Here is a 16,476-nt window from a genome sequence, read left to right on the forward strand (position 1 = left end):
GCGTCACCCGGCGGCGCCGGACGGGTGTCTTGAGGCGCCGGTTCTCACCCGCGCCGGTTCTCACCGACCGGTCCTCACTCACCCGCCCTCACCGACCGGTCCTCACCCGCCCGTGCCCGACGCGCCCGTCACGACCCGTCACACCGGCCGGGCCCGACGTACCCCCTGCGCGGCCCAGGCGCCCGGACCTCCTCAGGGCTTGGCGAACACCATGACGTAGTCCGCCATCTCCCGGACCCGCTCCACGTCCGGGTCCGGGAGCGCGAGAAGGCGCTCCCGCGTCTCTTCCACGAGCCGGCCGGCCTGCGCACCCCTGACCGCCCACGCACCGGTGAACAGGCCGCCCGACAGGGAGCGCGCCATGTCACGGGGCGACAGCCGGAAGGCCATGGGCCGTTCGGACGCCCTGCCCCGGTAGACCAGGCCCCGGGCCTCGGCGATCGGGGCCAGCGTCCACGGGCCGTCCTGGCGGGTCCGGTCCGGGTCCAGCCGCTCCTCCAGGGCCCCGACGACGAGACCGATGTCGTCCGTGGGGCGGGTGCCCCCGGCCGGGATCACCAGATAGCGGCCACCGGGCCGCAGCACCCGGGCGACCTCGTCGAAGACCCGCCCGTGGTCGGGCCCGGCGTGCAGCAGCCAGGTGGACACCGCCTGGCTCACCGACCCGGTCCGCACCGGGAGGCGGCAGGCGTCGGCCACCGCCACCCGCGACCCCAGCCGCGCCCGCGCCAGGGCGAGCATGCCGGGGGAGAGGTCGAGCCCGTGCACCGAGTGTCCGCGCGCGGTCAGTTCGGCCGCGACGATGCCGGTGCCCACGCCGATGTCGAGCACCGGGCGGGCCGGGTCGAGCAGCGGCGCGAGCATCTCGGCGAAACCGGCCGCCCGTGCCGTACCGCCGCGCGAGGCGTCGTAACCCGGGGCGATCTCGTCGAACTCCGCGACCTCGGAGGTCGGTCCCATCCCAGTGTCCTTTCCCTCGTCCGCGCCGCGGCTCAGGCCCCGGAGGCGTCGGAAGCGCCGACGGTGCCGGGGGTGCCGGGGGTGCCAGGAGTGCCGGGGGTGTGCGGGGTGAAGGCCACGGGCAGCGTCGCCATGCCGCGCAGGATGCCCTCGCGCCGGCTCAGGTCCGCGTCCGGGTCGGCCAGGCGGAGGTCGGGGAAGCGGCGCAGCAGCGTGCCGATGGCGATCCTGGCCTCGGCCCGCGCGAGCGGAGCGCCCAGGCAGAAATGCACACCGTGGCCGAAAGCGAGCTGTTGCGGAACCTCGCGGCGTGCCACGTCGAGAATGTCGGCACGGTCGTAGCGGGCGGGATCGCGGTTGGCCGCTGCGAGCCCGATGATGATCATCTCGCCCGGCGGGACGGTGACCCCGCCGATCTCGTACGCGTCGACGGTGAACCGGGCGACACCGCGGCTCACCGGGCCCTCGTAGCGCAGGAGTTCCTCGATCGCGCCGGGCAGCAGCGAGGGGTCGTCGCGGAGGGCGGCGAACTGGTCGGGATGGCGGAGGAGGGCGTGGACGCCGTTGGCGATGAGGCTCGCCGTCGTCTCGTGGCCGGCGAGCGTGAGCAGGATGGTCATGGCCGTCAGCTCGCGGTCGCTGATCCGCGCCTCGGCCTGTGCCGCGCACAGCGCGCTCAGCAGGTCGTCCTTGGGGTCGGCCTTGCGCTGCGCGATCAACGGCTCGAAGAACTCGGTGAGTTCGGCGCGGGCCTGAGCGCCCTTGGCGAGCCGCTCCGGTGTGTTGGGCGGCATGATGAGGCCGACGGCGAGCCGGGCGAAGTCGGGCTGTCCCTCCGCCGGGATGCCGATGAGTTCACTGAGCACCGCCATCGGTAGCGGCAGGGCGAACTCGGAGACCAGGTCGGCGGTTCCGCGTGCCGCGACCGCGTCGAGCAGGGCGTCGGTGTGGGCCTGGACGCGGGGCGCGAGCTGCTCGACCCGGCGGGCGGTGAAGGCCTTCGAGGCGAGGGTGCGCAGCCGGGTGTGGTCCTCGCCGTTGGCGACGAGCATGCTGGCCATCAGGACGTTGGTGCGCTCCTGATGGGCCATCTCCTCCTCAAGTCCGTTGACCCCGACGGGACTACTGCTGAGCCGGGGGTCGGTGAGGGCCGCCACGGCCTCGTCGTAGCCGGTGACCATCCAGACTTCAAGGGTGGGATTCAGCCGTACGCGCTGGACGACTCCGTGCTCGCGGATGCGCTCGAAGAGCGGGTAGGGGTTGGGCTGTTGGGCGACGTTTACCGGGACATCGTGAACGATTGCCTGGTCTTGACCGGTCATCTTCCGTAACTCCCCGACGCTTTGTGAAAGATCTCTGGCAGGTAGTCATACCAGCCACCCCAGTTGCGTGGTAGCGTCACCGGCGCTCGGCTCGGATGATGTACGGCGAAGGACCGGCGAACCGTCGGTGACGTACCGGAGAGACCCTCCACCCACCGGTGGCACGGCGTCTCGACACCGCTCAACTTGGAAGCAGCCAAGGCCTCAACCAGGCCCTATGCGCAGGGGGAGACGTTTCGTGGAGCAAGCGGCAGCCGTGGACCCGATTCTGGATCTGGCCCGTCCGTCGATCCTGCGGAACCCCTACCCGGCGTACGCCCGGATGCGGGAGACCGCCCCGGTCTTCTGGCACGAATTGCTCGGTTCCTGGGTGCTGACCCGGCACGCCGACTGCCTCGCCGTGCTCACCGACAGCAACCGTTTCGCCTCCGACTGGCGCCGTGCCGGCGAGGACATCCCGGCCCCGCTGCTGAGCGTCCAGACCCTCGACCCGCCGGAGCACACGGCCATCCGGCACCTCCTGCTCGACGGCTTCCGGGCCCAGGATCGCCGGGCGCTCCACGAGGATCTCGACCGGTGGATCGCCGAACTCCTCGCCGAGCTGGCCGAGCGTCCCTCGTTCGACTTCGTCGGGGAGCTGGCCGAGCCCGTCGCCCTCCGTTTCGTGACCGCCTTCCTCGGCGTACCGGCGCCCGACCTCGACTGGTTCGTGCCCATGTCCCGTACCGTCGTGGACGGCATGGACGCCGGGCTCTGGCCGGAGAAGCACGAGCCGGCCGTCCTCGCGCGGGCCCGGCTCGCGGAGTACGCGGGCGGGTGGCTCGAAGCTCCGCCCAACGAGGGCCTCATCGCCCATGTCGCCGAACACGCGGCGGACAGTGGTGTCGCAGAAACGGTTCTTCGCAACAGTCTGCGCGCCGTCCTCCACGCCGGCTACGAATCGGCCTCCCGGCTCCTCGGCAACGCGGCGGTGGCCCTCCTCACCACCCCCGGCGCGCTCGCCGCGTTCCGGGCGAGCCCGTCGACGGCCGTCGACGAACTCATTCGGTACGACGCACCCGTCCAGGCCGATGCCCGGGTCTGCGTCACCGACACCGAACTGGGTGGCGTCACGATGAAGGCGGGTGATCCGGTCACGCTCTTCCTCGGCGCGGCCAACCATGACCCGCTCCGTTTCGGCCACCCCACAGAGCTGCGACTCGACCGCGCCCCGAACCCGCACCTCGGGTTCGGCCGCGGGGCCCATGCCTGTCTGGGCGCGTCCATGGCGATCCGGCTCACCGGATCGGTCCTCGGGACCCTGGCCACGGACCACCCCTACGCACGGGCGGTCGCGGAACCCGAACACCGGCGCAATCTGACCCTTCGCGGTCTCGACCGCTTCGAGGTCACGCTGCGCCCCCATACGGGGGAGGAGGTCACACCATGAAGTACTGGCACTGAAAACACTGAGCGCGCGCCCGCCCGTGAGGCGGGACGACGCGCCGGTGCACGGCACACGTGCACCCGCCGGAGCCCGAGTCGGCTGCACGACCGGGCTCCGGCCCCTTCACAGGGCCCGGTGAACCCCACGACCGAAGGCCCTCCATCCGGACACTTCGCGTCGTCCGCGTCACGAGAGCGTCGCCGGGTCGGTCCCCGTGACATCCTCGGACGAACCGCCCACACCGTATCCAGCCGTGGGCCTTCGTCGTCCTGCGCGGAGGGACACCATGCTCATCAGCCACACCCTGCGTCACCACGTCCTGCACGTGACCCTCCACCGCGACCTGGACGTCACCAACCGGGCCGCCGCCGCACTCCAGATCCAGGCCCTCGTACAGGCCCACCGGCCCACCCGGGTGGTCCTGGCCGTCCCCAGCGCGGACCCCACCCCCGCCACCCTCAGCGCCCTGGCCCGCGCCCACCGCATGTGCACGAGCCTCGGCATCCCCCTCGCCCTCGCCGGCGCGAGCACCCGCACCCGCCGCCTCCTGGACGTCACGGGCGAATGAACCCGCGCCGCTGCCGTGCCTCCACCTGCTGACCCCTGGTGAGGAGGCCGGGACGACGGTGGGGACGCGGGGCCGCGCCGGGCGGAGGGAGACCAGGACGACGGCCGGGCACGCAGGGGCCGCGCCGGGCAGGTGAAGCCGCCCGGCGCGGCCTGATGGCAGGGGTGTCTGGAGCAGGTGCCGTCATGCCGAGCGGGACCCCGGCGCCGGGGTCCCGCGGGCGTCAGGCCGAGCGCAGGGCGTCCGTCGGGGACACTCCGGCCGCGCGCAGGGCCGGGTAGATGCCGGCGACGGCGGCCACCAGGACCGACACCAGGGGTCCGGCGACGACCGTGTACAGCGGGACGGCGGCCGGCCAGCCCTGCGCGAAGGCGTAGCCGTAGACGGTGAGGCCGCCCACCAGCAGTCCGCCGACCCCTCCGATGAAGCCCAACAGCACGGCCTCGATCAGGAACTGGACGGCGATCTGGCCGCTACGGGCGCCGAGCGCGCGGCGGAGTCCGACCTCGCCGCGGCGCTCCATCACGCCCACCACCATGGTGTTCGCGATGCCGACGCCGCCCACGAGCAGGGCGACCGCGGCGAGGGCGAGGACCAGTCCGGTGAGGGAGTCCTTGGTCTCGGCGCGCGCCGTGTACAGGTCCGAGGGGCGGCTGACGGCGACCGTGCTCGGGTGGGCGGGGTCCGCGGTGGCTCCGGCCACGGCCTGTACGGCGGGAACGCGTTCGGAGTGGGCCCTGAGGTAGACCATGGCGGCGGTGCCGTCCGAGCCGAGGTCGGCGGTGGCCTTGGGCCAGCCGACGAGCGCGGCGGTGCCCAGCTCGGGCGCGAGCTCGTTGGGGGCCAGGATTCCGATGACGGCGAACCACTGGCCGCCCAGCCAGACCCGCTCGCCCGGCGCGGTCACGCCGAGCCGCAGCGCGGCCTGGTCGCCCAGCACGGTGACCGGGAGGTGCTCCCCGGCCCGGTCCAGCCAGCGCCCGCTGCTCAGGGTCGCGTGCAGAACGTCGAGCAGGTTGAGCCGGGCCGCCAGGACGGTGAGGCTGCCGGTCTGCTGGACGGGGACGAGGTCGTTTCGGTAGACCTGCGCCTTGGTGGCGCCGGTGGCCGTGACCTGCTGTACGGGGGCGATGTTGGCGAGCATCTTCTCTGCTGTGGGCGGCAGCGGCACCGGCTTCTGGTCGCTGCCGTTGCCGGGGGCGACGGTGAGCAGGTTGGAGCCGAGCTGGTCCAGACGCTCCAGCAGGTGCGCCTGGTTGGAGGCGGATATCCCGGTCACGGCGATGACGGCGGCGATGCCCAGGGAGACGCCGAGCGCGGACAGGGCGGAGCGCATCCGGCGCGTGCGCGGCCCGATCATGCCAAGGCGCAGCATGTCCATGGGGCGCAGCCGGGTACGGCGCGCACCGGGGGTCTTGCGAGGGGTCATCGGACGGCTCCTGCGGGCTTCTGGCCCTGCTCGTCGAAGTCGATGCGGCCGTCGTGGATACCGATGCGCCGGGGGAAGGAAGCGGCCAGTTCGCGGTCGTGGGTGATGACGACGACCGTGGTGCCGTCGGCGTTCAGGGTCCGCAACAGGTCGACGGCGCCGGCGCCGGAGACGCTGTCCAGGGCGCCGGTGGGTTCGTCCGCGAGCAGCAGCGCGGGGCGGGCGACGAGCGCGCGGGCGATGGCGACCCGCTGTTTCTCGCCGCCGGAGAGCTGGTCGGGGTGGTGGTCCAGCCGGTGTCCGAGGCCCACCTCGTGCAGGGCCTCGACGGCGCGGGCTCGGCGCTGCGCGGCGGGGGCACCGCTGTAGAGGAGGCCGGTGGCGACGTTCTCGACCGTGGTGAGACCGGACAGCAGGAAGAACTGCTGGAAGACGAAGCCGATCCGGTGGGCGCGCAGGGCGGCCAGCTCGGGGTCGGAGACGGCGGCGAGGTCGCGTCCTTCGAAGCGCAGCTGTCCCGCCGTCGGCCGGTCGAGGGAGCCGAGCAGGGCGAGGAGGGTGGACTTGCCGGAGCCGGAGGGGCCGACCACGGCGAGGAGTTCGCCCGCCTCGACGGTGAGGTCGATGCCGTGCAGGACGCGCAACGGCGGTGAGCCCGGGTACTCCTTGGTCACGCCGACGAGTTCCAGTACCGGGGCCTTGCCGCCCGGCCGGGGAAGCGTCACTTCGGGATCACCACCTGGTCGCCCGCCCGGACATCCCCGGTGATCTGCGCCTTGGCGTCGGCGACCAGTCCCAGCTGGACCCTGACGAGCCGGATGGCGGAGCCGTCGGCGACCTGGACGCCGTAGCCGCCGCCGTCCAGGGCGAGCAGCGCGGTGACGGGGACGATGAGCGCGTCGCTGACGGTGTTGCCGACGACGGTGACGGTCACGGAGGACGGCCCGGCCTGCGCGGCCTTCCGCTGGCTGTCGAGAGCGATGGTCACGGTGGTCTTTTCCGCACCGCCCCCGCCCTCCTGGCCGTTGTCCCCGCCGCCGTCGGAGCCGGCTCGGACCAGCGACCGGATGCGGCCGTCGACGGTGGAGCCGTCGGTCAGCTTCACCGTGACCCGGCCGTTGGGCTTGAACTGGGAGAGCTGGTTGTCGGCGGGCTGCACGACGGCGACCAGCTTGGCGCCGGTCACGGTCATCAGCGCGGTGCCCCCGAGAGGCGAGCCGAGCTGCGCGCCCAGATGATGGATCCGTACGGCCGGCCGCGGCAGCACGACGACCCTGCCGAGCGCGACCGTCCCGGTCTGCTTCTCACCGAGGGCCTTCTGCCAGCGCTTGACGGCGGTGGCCGTGCCGGAGGTGAACTTCTGGTCCACCGCCAGGCCCAGCCCGTCGGCGTGGCCGAGGTCGATCAGGTTCCGCTTGAGCTGCTCGACGTCCTGGCCGTCGGTGACGCCGGGGCCGAGGTCGCGCCACATCGGCCGGTCACCGGTGAACAGCACGACGGGCCGGCCGTCCACCTCGTACAGCTCCGCACCGGCCTTGACGACCGCGCCGACGGCGGGCAGCGCGGTGAGGGTCCCACGCCCGGCGGCGACGATGGGGGTGGGACCGTCGTAGGCGAGGGCACCGCCGACCTGGATGCCGCTGGACAGCGAGCCCTGCTGTACGGGGGCGGTGGCGTGGTCGACCGCCTGCTGCGCGGTGGGGGAGTCGGGGCGCTCCCAAGGGCGCGTGGCGGCGAGCACGCCCGAGCCGCCGAGCACGACGACAAGGGCGAGCGGTATGACGATCCTGCGGCGCCCGCGCCGCGCGGGTGCGGGCGAGCCGGCGGCGGGGGTGGTGGTCCCGGCGGCCGTGGTGGTCTCAGCGGCTGCGGTCTCGGCGGCCGTGGTATTGGCGGCTGCGGTCTCGGCGGCCGTGGTCTCGGCAGGGCGGCTCATGATCACTCACCGATCGAGTAGCCGGGCATCGGCAGCTTGCCGCAGGCAGGTTGCATGGCTTCCCACCGGGCGGCGTTGAACGAGGCCGGGGTGAACTTGAGTATCCCGGTCTTGGGGTCGGGGTCGGGAATGTCCGCGTATCCGTTCTTCCGCGCGCACGCGACGAAGGCACGAGCTTGCTCGATGAACTTCTCGTTGTTCTTCTGGGTGGCCTGGTGGATGCCGGGAACCTTCGCATCGCAGAGCTTCGTCGCCGCGTCGAGGCCGTCGGCTCCGGCGGGACCGTCGACGCTTGTGGCGGGGAAGGTGATGTTGCCGTCCTTGTCCTGCTCGACGCTGTTCTGCCCCTGCTGGTGCATGCAGTTCACCCAGGCCTGCCGCACCGCGTTGTCGTCCTGCGGCTTGTTCCGTCCCGCACCGTCGCCCCCCGCCACATCGGGCGCCGAGGACGGTGAGGAGCAGCCGCTCACCGCCAGTGCCGCCGCCACGGCGGCCGCCGCCAGTGCTGTCCGTACGATCCTGGTGCGCATCTTCTGCTTCTCCCTGCTGGAGGCCGGTTTCGACTCCAGCAGTTCTACGGACTGCCGGGTTAGCCATCCGTGAGAGTGTGTTTAACCGCTGGCTCACACCCGCCGGGGCATCCTTGGCCTGGCCCAGGACGGCAGGACCGTACGCGGGTCGGGCAGGGTCACAGGGGCCAAGGGCACAGCGGCGCAGGACGCGGTCGAGCGGAGTGGAACGGAATGCGGGTACTCATCGTCGAGGACGAGGCGGAGCTGGCGACGATGCTCGCCGACGGTCTGCGCGCGGAGGGCATGGCCTGCGACATCGCCCACGACGGTGCCCGCGCACTCGAAATGACGGCCGCCGCCGCGTACGACATCCTGCTCCTGGACCGGGACCTGCCGAAACTGAGCGGGGACGCCGTCTGCCGGGCCCTGAACACCGCGGGCTACCCGGCCAGGATCCTGATGCTCACCGCCGCCGGCACTCTTGCCGATCTGGTCGACGGACTGGGGCAGGGCGCCGACGACTACATGGCCAAACCCTTCTCGTATCTGGAACTGATCGCCCGGCTGCGCGCTCTGGGCCGCCGTGCCCCCGCCGGCAGCGGAGCCACCGTGCTCAGCAGGCGCGGCGTCAGTCTCGACACCGTGCGCCGGGCCGCCGAACGCGACGGCCGGCCACTGAAGCTCACCCCCAGGGAACTCGCGGTCCTGGAACTGCTGCTGGCCGCGGACGGCGCCCCGATCGGCACCGAGCAGCTGCGGGACAGCCTGTGGGACGCGGCGCTGGACCCGGCCACCACCGCCGTACGGGTGACGGTGCACTCCCTGCGCCGCAAACTCGGCGACCCACCGCTGATCACCCACGACCCGGGCTACGGGTACCGGCTGTGATCCCCTCCAGGCTGCCCCTGCGCGGCCGGCTGACCCTGGTGACCACATCACTGTTCGCGGTACTCGGCTGCGGGCTGCTCCTGCTGAACTGGCTGAGCTCCCGTGACCTCATGGAGTCCAACCGCGGTCTCGTCGTATCCGAGAGCGAGCTGACCGTTCCCGCCCAGGCGTCGCCGAGTCCCACCGGATTCCCGCCGGGCTCCTCCCTGCCCGCCGCGACCGCCACCCCCGCCGAGAGCTTCGCCAACTTCCAGGACGCCGTCCTCAGCGACCTGCTGCTCCGGTCCCTGCTGCTGCTCGCCGTCTTCACCACACTCGCCGCCCTGCTCGCCTGGTGGGCGAGCCGCCGCTCGCTGCACCGCCTCAGCCAGGTCACCGCGGCGGCCCGGCGGATCAGCACCGGCAGCACCCTGGACGAACGGCTCGCCCTGACCGGCCCGAACGACGAGGTCCGCGAACTCGCCGACACCTTCGACGCCATGGTCGGCCGCCTGGACCGCAGCTTCACCGCCCAGCGCCGCTTCACCGCCCACGCCTCGCACGAACTGCGCACTCCGCTCACCGTTCAGCGCACCGCCCTGGAGATTCCGCTCGCCCAGGGCCGGGTCCCGGCCGATCTGAGACCCTCCATCGAGCGGGCCCTGGAGGCCAATGCCCGCACCGAACGCCTGATCGCGGCGCTGCTGACCCTGGCGCGGGGCGAGAACGAAGAGCTGACGCCGCGGCCGGCCGACCTCGCCGACGCCGCCGCGGAAGCCCTGGCGGACGTGGCCGACGAGGCGCGGGCGTCGGGCACCCGCGTCTCCGCCGACCTGCGGCCGGCCCCGGTCGCGGGCGACCCCTCGCTGCTCCGGCAGATCGCCCTCAACCTGCTGACCAACGCGGTGCGCCACAACCACCCCGACGGCACGGCGACGGTGACCACCGGCACCACGAACGGCCGCGCCTTCATCGAGGTCACCAACACCGGCCCGGTCCTCGACCCGCACGAGGTCCCCGCACTGTTCGAACCGTTCCAACGCGGCCCGGAGTGCCGCGGCGAGGGCTCCGGACTGGGACTGGCCGTCGCCCGCGCGATCACCCTGACCCACCAGGGCCAGGTCACCGCCCACCCCCGCCCCGGCGGAGGCCTCACCGTCCGAGTCGAAGTGCCCCGCCGCGGCTGACGGCGTCCGGGGCTCCTGTCGCCCGTCCGTCGGGGTGACGCTGATCACGGATTCCCACGGGCGAGTGCTGAGTACGCTTGCGGTGGCAGGAGAACCGCCCTTGACCTGCGAAACGCAGGCAGGGGGCCTAGTTCCAGGAGTATTTCGATGCTGCGTACGCTGTTCAAGTCGAAGATTTAGCTATTCGGCGTCGCCGCAGGTCAGGGGCATCATGTGCCCCCCTCGGGTCAGCAAAAGGTCAGCACGAGTCCCAGTCGTGTCTCCGCTTACTGACCTTCGACCGCAGTGCGGCGCCGGTGCATGGATCTCGGCGCTGGAACGGATGGTGCGTCACATGGCCCGACAGCTCGATCAACGCGCACATCGTCCCCCGCCTCGGATCACGCAAGCTGAACTCGGTCACACCGATCGTGGTCGAGCGCTTCCTGGACGAGATGGAGAGCGACGGGGTCGGCCGAGGGAACCAGGTGAACATATTCCGCGCCCTCAAGACCATCCTGCGAGATGCCTATGCCAAGGGGGCCATGGCGGACGACCCGGTGAAGGGGGTCCAGGAACCGGAGTACGTCCGGGAGAAGGTGGCCATCCCGTCTCTCGCCTATGTGAAAAGGGCGCTGCTCATCGCCGACGAGGACCTCGCGCTGGAGATTGCCATGATGGCGGGATGCGGCCTGCGAAACGGCGAGGCGCGGGCGGTGAACATCAACAATGTCGTGGCGCAGGATGTCTACCGAGTGCGTGAGCAGATCCATTCCAACACGCTGAAGTCGGCGAAGCTGAAGCATCGCAAAGTGGCGGAGTTCCGAGAGGTGCCACTGCCCCGGTCGGTCCGGGAGGCGATCGAGCGCTACGAGGAAAGACGCGGCACCACGAAGGACGGCTACCTGCTGCGTGGCCCGGGCGGCTATTTCACGGAAGGCATGGAGCGGCGCCGTGTGAAGAAGCTCTTTGCGAACCTTCCGGCGGAGGAAGGGGTGGGGATGTACGGCTTTCGGCATTACTTCGCCTCGAACGCTCTCGGGAAGGCGATCCCCATGACCGACGTGGCGGAATGGATGGGGCACAAGTCCATCGAAGAGACGTACCGGACCTATCGGCATCTGATGCCGGGGAGTATCACCAAGGCCGCTCGGATCCTCGACGCCGGCCTCTGGGAAGCAGCCTGATTGCGCCGCTTCGGGGAGCAACAGGTTCTTCGTCTGCTGGTGGTACAGCAGCAGAACCCACGCTGACCTGGGAAAGGGCAGTTTGCGTGGCCCGTTGGCGAGGGCTGGTCCGGAAATGGTCCGGATCTTGGTCCGGGGGTCGTCGGGCGGGGCGGGCCGGGGCGAGGCGGGAGGTTCTGGAAGTGATCGGTACTGGACGAGCCATCAGCCGGGGGTCGCCGCAGCTCGGGTTGGTCCGCCGCTGCACTGCCAGCTCTCCTACGGTCGGTGGCTATGACAGAGCCATCCGGCCGGGAAGAACCGCGCGGGTGCTCCGGATGGGTCCCCGGTCCCGCACTTCCCGCGGTACACGACTGGCGGTGCCGCTGTCGCCGAGGGAGCCTTTCTCGGCTCGGACTGCGGTGAGCGGGGTGCCGGGGTGTGCGGGAGCGATACGGCCTCGTGGTCTGCCGCGGCGGGATGGCCGGACGCGACACGAGTTCCCGAGCGCCGCAGCTTCGACTACGTCCGGCACGGCACCGTCGACCTGTTCGCTGCCCTGAACACCGCAACCGGCAAGGTGATCACGAAGCTGTCCGCTCAGCATCGGGCCGTGGACTTCCGTGACTTCCTCGACGAGATCGACCGCCAGGCCGACAACCACCTGGCCGTCCACGTGATCCGCGACAACCTCTCCGCCCACAAGGCTCCCGTGGTGCACAAGTGGCTGCTCGCGCACCCCCGGGTCCGGCTCCACTTCACCCCGACCTGCTCGTCGTGGATCAACCAGGTCGAGCGGTGGTTCGCCGAGCTGGAACGACGCTGCTTCGCGCGCGGGGTGCTCTGCTCACTCGACGACCTCAAGACCGCACTCGAAGAGTGGATCAAGGTCGGGAACGACGATGTCCTGCCCTTCAAGTGGACCGAGACAGCCGACCAGATCCTCGACCGCATCTGCCGCTACTGCGACAGGATCTCCGAACCGGATCACTAGGCGGTCCGGTGCAGCACAAGAGGCGACACCGGTAGATGCGGCCGAAGGCGCGCCCGCTGCGCGTCCGTGGGATCGCCGCTGCTCCGGTACTCCACGGCCGGACCAACGACCACATCCACTCCCGGACGCCCGGCGGCGGCAGGCCCGCCACGGCGGCCCATGGATGGTCGACCTGATGGAGCCGCAGGACATCAGGCTGTGCTCGGTCCTGCCGCGCTGCAGATTTCACGGCACCGGTTCGGCTCCGGGCGAGGCTCCCGGCGCTCTCGCCCGACCAGCTGGGGCCCTGGCCGCGCGGGGCCGCGTCGTCACGTTGCCCGTGTGCGGAGCTGCGCCGGGCCGGGCGGAGCAGATATGCGGAGTCCATTCTCCGCTTCTGTTAGCCTCGCATGCGGAACTTAATCTCCGCTTACGTTGTTTTCCGCTGGAGCCCGCACCCATGCCCAGAACGAACACCCGCCCCCACTACAACCTGACCTTCGCCGTGCTGCTGCTCGGTGTCGGCGCGTTCTCACTGCAGCAATCGCTGGTGGTCCCGGTCCTGCCGACCCTGATGGCGCACCTGCACACCACCCAGGACACCGCGACCTGGCTGATGACCGGCTACCTGCTGTCCGCCTCCGTGGCCACCCCGATCCTGGGCCGGATCGGCGACAAGGCGGGCAAGGAGCGGATGCTGATCGCCACGCTCGTCGCCGTCGCCGCCGGAACGGCGCTGGCCGGCTCCTCGGACTCCATCGGCCCGATGATCGTCGCGCGCGTGATCCAGGGCATGGGCGGCGCCGTTGTGCCGCTGGCCTTCGGCATCATCCGTGACGAATTCCCCGCCGAGAAGGTCCGCGGCGCCGTCGGCGTCACGGCCGCGCTGACCGCCGTCGGCGCCGGACTCGGGCTGATCCTGGCCGGGCCGATCGTGGACCACCTGGACTACCACTGGCTGTTCTGGGCGCCGCTGATCCTCATCGTCGTCGCGACCATCGCGACCTACCTGTTCGTCCCCGAGTCGCCCGTGCGCACTCCGGGGCCGATCAACTGGGGTGCCGCGCTGCTGCTCTCCATCTGGCTGGTGGCCCTCCTGCTGGGCGTCAGCAAGGGGTCGAGCTGGGGCTGGGGCTCGCTGCGGATCGCAGGGCTGTTCGCGGCCGCGGTGTTCTTCTTCGGCTACTGGTTCCTGGTCGAGGCGCGCTCGAAGGCTCCGCTGATCGACATGGCCATGATGCGCATCCCGGCCGTGTGGACCGCCAACCTGGTCGCGCTGCTCCTCGGTATCGGTATGTACACCTCGATGACCTTCCTGCCTCAGCTGGTCCAGACGCCCGAGCACCTCGCCGGCTACGGCTTCACCGCGAGCGTGACCCAGTCCGGTCTCTACATGTTGCCGATGACTGGCGGCATGTTCGTCCTCGGCGTGCTGGCAGGGCCTCTGGCCGCCCGCTTCGGCTCCAAGCGCGTGCTGATCACCGGCAGCCTGATCACCATCGCCCCGTTCGCGATGCTGCTCGCCGCCCACGACCACGCCTGGCAGATCTACACCGCTTCCGCCCTGATCGGCGTCGGTCTCGGCCTCGCCTTCTCCGCCATGTCCGGCATCGTCGTCGAGGCCGTCCCGGTGGCCCAGACCGGCGTGGCCAGCGGCATGAACGCCAACATCCGCACCATCGGCGGCGCCATCGGCAGCGCGATGGCGGCCAGTATCCTGTCCTCCGGGGTCACGGCCGCCCACCCGTTCCCCCAGGACTCCGGTTACACCGACACCTTCTGGTTCTTGACCGGCAGTGCCGTGCTCGCCGCCGCCGCGGCCTTCGCCATCCCGGCGGTCAAGCGCGGCCGGAGTGACCGGAGTGACCAGAGCGTGGGATCGCCCCGGCACGTCATGGCCAGCCGGTGACCGAGCGCAAGGACCCGACCCCCGCATGACCACACCCCACCGGCCCGCACCGAAACAGCCCAGGACCATGCGCCGCGACGCGGCACAGAACCGGGAGCGGCTGCTGCGGGCCGCGTGGGAGGTCTTCGCCGAACTCGGCCCCGACGCGGGCGTCGAGGTGATCGCGGCCCGCGCCGGCGTCGGCATGGGCACGCTCTACCGCCGCTTCCCCACCAAGGACGACCTGCTCGCCGCACTCAGCGACGAGATCCTCGACTCGATCCTCGCCTGCGTCCGCCGCGCCGCCGCACAGCCGCCCGCCGACCGGGCCCTGGAACGGGCCCTGTGGGACACAGGCAGGGTGCTGGCCGCCCACCACGGCTGGCTCACCCGCCTGTGGGCGGCCATCCCGCCCGAGGCCGACGAACGCCGCGCCGAACTCCTCTCCCTCCTCGACACACTCCTCACCCGCGCCAAGGACGCCGGCGAGGTCCGCGAAGAGATCACCCTCAGCGACGTGTACGCCAGTCTCCTCGCGCTGCGCGTCCTGATCGACGACACCGAGGGCCGCACCCCCGACGTCTGGCGCCGCCACCTCGCCATCGTCCTTGCCGGCTTCCGCCCGGCCACCGAACCCCTGGGCCACCCCGCGACCGACGACACCCTGATCCGCGCCAACACGCCCAAGCGCCTCGCGGAGTGATGCGGCACCACACCGGGTGACCTCAACGCGTCCCGCATCCCATTCTGAAACGATCAGTTGATCCGACTGCGACCAGGGGTCGCACCGCAGGATCGCGGTGAAGGCGACGAGCATCAGTACACCGAACATCAGCGCAGAGACCGGTGCGGGTGCCCGGCTTTGGGCGTCGGTGCGCCGGTGTCCGACCAAGAACGCGACCACGATCGTGATCGGCTCGACGGCCACCCGCAGCACGCCGAGGTTCACGGTCAGCACCGCGGAACTGTGGTTCGCGGCGGACGGGCGCCCAGTACAGGAATCCGCCGGCGAAAGCGCCGGCATGGGCTAACCCCTCACCCGACCAGCACTCGTGCTGGTGCTGGTCGGGTGGGCGGGAGTCGAGTTTCTGTCAGCCGATTCGCGGGATCTGCTGGGTGACGCAGTGCAGCTGGCCGCCGTTCCAGGCGAGGGTGCGGGCCGATACGCCCACCACCTCGCGGCCCGGGTACAGACTTCCGATGACGCTCAGGGCCGTGCTGTCCTCGGGCACCCCGGCGAGCGGGACGATCACTCCGCCGTTGACGGGGTAGTGGTTGGTGTAGCTGAAGACGACGACGTTCCGGCCCGAGTCGAACCATCGGGGCTGGGCGTGGATCTCGGTGAGTTCGAATCTGCGGCCGCGGGCGTCCGTGCTTGTCTGGAGCACCGCCTTGTTGGCCGCCATGCGTTGCTCGTTCGGGCTGCCGGTGCCGGGCTGCGTGAGGATCAGCAGCTTGGCCGGTCCGACGTACGAGGCGCACAGGTCGACGTGTCCGTCGGTGTCGTAGTCCCCGTCGAGGCCGTAGGGGAGCCAGATCACCTTCTGTGCTCCGTACGCGTCGAGCAGGGTGCTCTCGATCCGGGCCTTGCTCATGGTGGGGTTGCGGTTGGGGTTGAGCAGGCATTCCTCGGTGACGATGAGGGTGCCTTGCCCGTCCTGGATGACCGAGCCGCCTTCCAGCACCATGTCGATCGGCTTACGGGGGACGCCCAGGTAGTCGCAGGCGCCGGTGGGCAGGTTGTCGTCGTTGCCGTATGAGTACTTGTTGCCCCACCCGTTGAAGACGAAGTCGAGCCCGATCATGGCGGTGCGTGAGGTGTTGACGGTGAAGACCGGGCCGTTGTCCCGGGTCCAGCAGTCCCAGACGTCGTATTCGGTGACCTCGACGGTCGGGCCGCACTGTGTTCGGGCGTCGCTGGCCGTACCTGGGTGGGCGACCATGATGACGCGTTCGAATCTGGCGATCGCCCTGGCGAGTCCGGCTATTTCGGCCTGGGCCTCGAGCATGTGTCCGCTCCAGCCGGCGCCGCCGGTCTCGTGCGGCCAGGCCATGATGGTGCCGGCGTGCGGTTCGAACTCGCCCGGCACTGCGTAGCGTTGCGTGACGGACGCCGTGTCGGTCGCGGCGGCCGCCCGGCCGCCGAGTGCGGCAGTCGATGCAGCCATCAGGGCGGCGGCGCCGAAGCTGCGCCTGGACATCGCTGGTGTTGGCATCTGATCAATCCTCTTTCGAAGTGTGGACATGATGCGCGTGCTCTGCG

At 71.0% G+C, this 16,476-nt stretch carries 16 protein-coding genes; 9 read left to right on the forward strand and 7 right to left on the reverse strand.

Annotated features, from left to right (window positions below; all coding sequences use genetic code 11):
• Positions 1-192: 192 nt before the first annotated feature.
• Both V4Y03_RS30080 and V4Y03_RS30085 read right to left on the reverse strand, forming a co-directional pair.
• Entirely contained in the window at positions 193-960 is a 768-nt protein-coding gene (locus V4Y03_RS30080) for a class I SAM-dependent methyltransferase (protein ID WP_332436985.1), read from the reverse strand.
• Between the two features lie 32 nt (positions 961-992).
• Positions 993-2,282, reverse strand: coding sequence for a cytochrome P450 family protein (locus V4Y03_RS30085; protein ID WP_332436986.1), 1,290 nt, complete (start codon positions 2,280-2,282; stop codon positions 993-995).
• Positions 2,283-2,538: 256 nt separating this feature from the next.
• On the opposite strand from V4Y03_RS30085, the gene V4Y03_RS30090 reads away from it, so the two are divergent.
• Both V4Y03_RS30090 and V4Y03_RS30095 read left to right on the forward strand, forming a co-directional pair.
• Positions 2,539-3,711 carry a cytochrome P450 gene (locus tag V4Y03_RS30090; protein WP_332436987.1) on the forward strand — a complete coding sequence of 391 codons (1,173 nt, stop codon included), beginning with the start codon at positions 2,539-2,541 and terminating at the stop codon, positions 3,709-3,711.
• Positions 3,712-3,994: 283 nt separating this feature from the next.
• Positions 3,995-4,276 (forward strand): hypothetical protein, encoded by a 282-nt coding sequence (locus tag V4Y03_RS30095; RefSeq protein WP_317876358.1) that lies wholly within the window; start codon positions 3,995-3,997, stop codon positions 4,274-4,276.
• A gap of 223 nt (positions 4,277-4,499) precedes the next feature.
• On the opposite strand, the gene V4Y03_RS30100 is transcribed toward V4Y03_RS30095, so the two are convergent.
• Genes V4Y03_RS30100 through V4Y03_RS30115 form a run of 4 tightly spaced genes read right to left on the reverse strand, consistent with a single transcriptional unit; the run spans position 4,500 to position 8,171 of the window.
• Positions 4,500-5,705 (reverse strand): ABC transporter permease, encoded by a 1,206-nt coding sequence (locus V4Y03_RS30100; protein ID WP_317876357.1) that lies wholly within the window; start codon positions 5,703-5,705, stop codon positions 4,500-4,502.
• Positions 5,702-6,430, reverse strand: coding sequence for an ABC transporter ATP-binding protein (locus tag V4Y03_RS30105; RefSeq protein WP_332436988.1), 729 nt, complete (start codon positions 6,428-6,430; stop codon positions 5,702-5,704). Before V4Y03_RS30105 ends, V4Y03_RS30100 begins: the two co-directional genes overlap by 4 nt.
• Positions 6,427-7,641, reverse strand: a complete 1,215-nt coding sequence (locus V4Y03_RS30110; RefSeq protein ID WP_332436989.1) for a peptidoglycan-binding domain-containing protein — start codon at positions 7,639-7,641, stop codon at positions 6,427-6,429. The genes V4Y03_RS30105 and V4Y03_RS30110 overlap by 4 nt, the downstream gene beginning before the upstream one ends.
• A gap of 2 nt (positions 7,642-7,643) precedes the next feature.
• Positions 7,644-8,171, reverse strand: a complete 528-nt coding sequence (locus V4Y03_RS30115) for a hypothetical protein (RefSeq protein ID WP_332436990.1) — start codon at positions 8,169-8,171, stop codon at positions 7,644-7,646.
• Between the two features lie 213 nt (positions 8,172-8,384).
• Between V4Y03_RS30115 and V4Y03_RS30120 the strand changes: the two genes are divergently transcribed.
• The 7 genes from V4Y03_RS30120 to V4Y03_RS30150 all read left to right on the forward strand — a co-directional run bounded on the left by V4Y03_RS30120 (position 8,385) and on the right by V4Y03_RS30150 (position 15,244).
• Complete coding sequence (locus V4Y03_RS30120; RefSeq protein ID WP_332436991.1) at positions 8,385-9,041, forward strand: response regulator transcription factor; 657 nt, start codon at positions 8,385-8,387, stop codon at positions 9,039-9,041.
• On the forward strand, positions 9,038-10,207 hold the full coding sequence (locus tag V4Y03_RS30125) for a sensor histidine kinase (protein WP_332436992.1): 1,170 nt from the start codon (positions 9,038-9,040) through the stop codon (positions 10,205-10,207). Before V4Y03_RS30120 ends, V4Y03_RS30125 begins: the two co-directional genes overlap by 4 nt.
• 410 nt (positions 10,208-10,617) lie before the next feature.
• Entirely contained in the window at positions 10,618-11,373 is a 756-nt protein-coding gene (locus V4Y03_RS30130; protein WP_332436993.1) for a tyrosine-type recombinase/integrase, read from the forward strand.
• A gap of 418 nt (positions 11,374-11,791) precedes the next feature.
• Positions 11,792-12,346 (forward strand): IS630 family transposase, encoded by a 555-nt coding sequence (locus V4Y03_RS30135; protein ID WP_332436994.1) that lies wholly within the window; start codon positions 11,792-11,794, stop codon positions 12,344-12,346.
• Positions 12,347-12,785: 439 nt separating this feature from the next.
• Positions 12,786-14,234 carry an MFS transporter gene (locus V4Y03_RS30140; RefSeq protein ID WP_332436995.1) on the forward strand — a complete coding sequence of 483 codons (1,449 nt, stop codon included), beginning with the start codon at positions 12,786-12,788 and terminating at the stop codon, positions 14,232-14,234.
• Positions 14,235-14,259: 25 nt separating this feature from the next.
• Entirely contained in the window at positions 14,260-14,916 is a 657-nt protein-coding gene (locus tag V4Y03_RS30145) for a TetR/AcrR family transcriptional regulator (RefSeq protein WP_332436996.1), read from the forward strand.
• A gap of 97 nt (positions 14,917-15,013) precedes the next feature.
• Positions 15,014-15,244: a hypothetical protein gene (locus V4Y03_RS30150; protein WP_332436997.1), complete on the forward strand. Its 231-nt coding sequence runs from the start codon at positions 15,014-15,016 to the stop codon at positions 15,242-15,244.
• Between the two features lie 60 nt (positions 15,245-15,304).
• Here V4Y03_RS30150 and V4Y03_RS30155 read toward each other — a convergent pair whose 3' ends face one another.
• Positions 15,305-16,429 carry an agmatine deiminase family protein gene (locus V4Y03_RS30155; protein ID WP_332436998.1) on the reverse strand — a complete coding sequence of 375 codons (1,125 nt, stop codon included), beginning with the start codon at positions 16,427-16,429 and terminating at the stop codon, positions 15,305-15,307.
• Positions 16,430-16,476 lie beyond the last annotated feature (47 nt).

Source organism: Streptomyces sp. P9-A4, assembly GCF_036634195.1.
Lineage (GTDB): Bacteria > Actinomycetota > Actinomycetes > Streptomycetales > Streptomycetaceae > Streptomyces.

Bases quoted from the DNA above. Each gene is read 5' to 3' on its own strand.
- V4Y03_RS30080 (WP_332436985.1), bottom strand. From the start codon at position 960: ATGGGACCGACCTCCGAGGTCGCGGAGTTCGACGAGATCGCCCCGGGT.
- V4Y03_RS30085 (WP_332436986.1), bottom strand. From the start codon at position 2,282: ATGACCGGTCAAGACCAGGCAATCGTTCACGATGTCCCGGTAAACGTC.
- V4Y03_RS30095 (WP_317876358.1), top strand. From the start codon at position 3,995: ATGCTCATCAGCCACACCCTGCGTCACCACGTCCTGCACGTGACCCTC.
- V4Y03_RS30100 (WP_317876357.1), bottom strand. From the start codon at position 5,705: ATGACCCCTCGCAAGACCCCCGGTGCGCGCCGTACCCGGCTGCGCCCC.
- V4Y03_RS30110 (WP_332436989.1), bottom strand. From the start codon at position 7,641: ATGAGCCGCCCTGCCGAGACCACGGCCGCCGAGACCGCAGCCGCCAAT.
- V4Y03_RS30115 (WP_332436990.1), bottom strand. From the start codon at position 8,171: ATGCGCACCAGGATCGTACGGACAGCACTGGCGGCGGCCGCCGTGGCG.
- V4Y03_RS30120 (WP_332436991.1), top strand. From the start codon at position 8,385: ATGCGGGTACTCATCGTCGAGGACGAGGCGGAGCTGGCGACGATGCTC.
- V4Y03_RS30140 (WP_332436995.1), top strand. From the start codon at position 12,786: ATGCCCAGAACGAACACCCGCCCCCACTACAACCTGACCTTCGCCGTG.
- V4Y03_RS30145 (WP_332436996.1), top strand. From the start codon at position 14,260: ATGACCACACCCCACCGGCCCGCACCGAAACAGCCCAGGACCATGCGC.
- V4Y03_RS30155 (WP_332436998.1), bottom strand. From the start codon at position 16,429: ATGCCAACACCAGCGATGTCCAGGCGCAGCTTCGGCGCCGCCGCCCTG.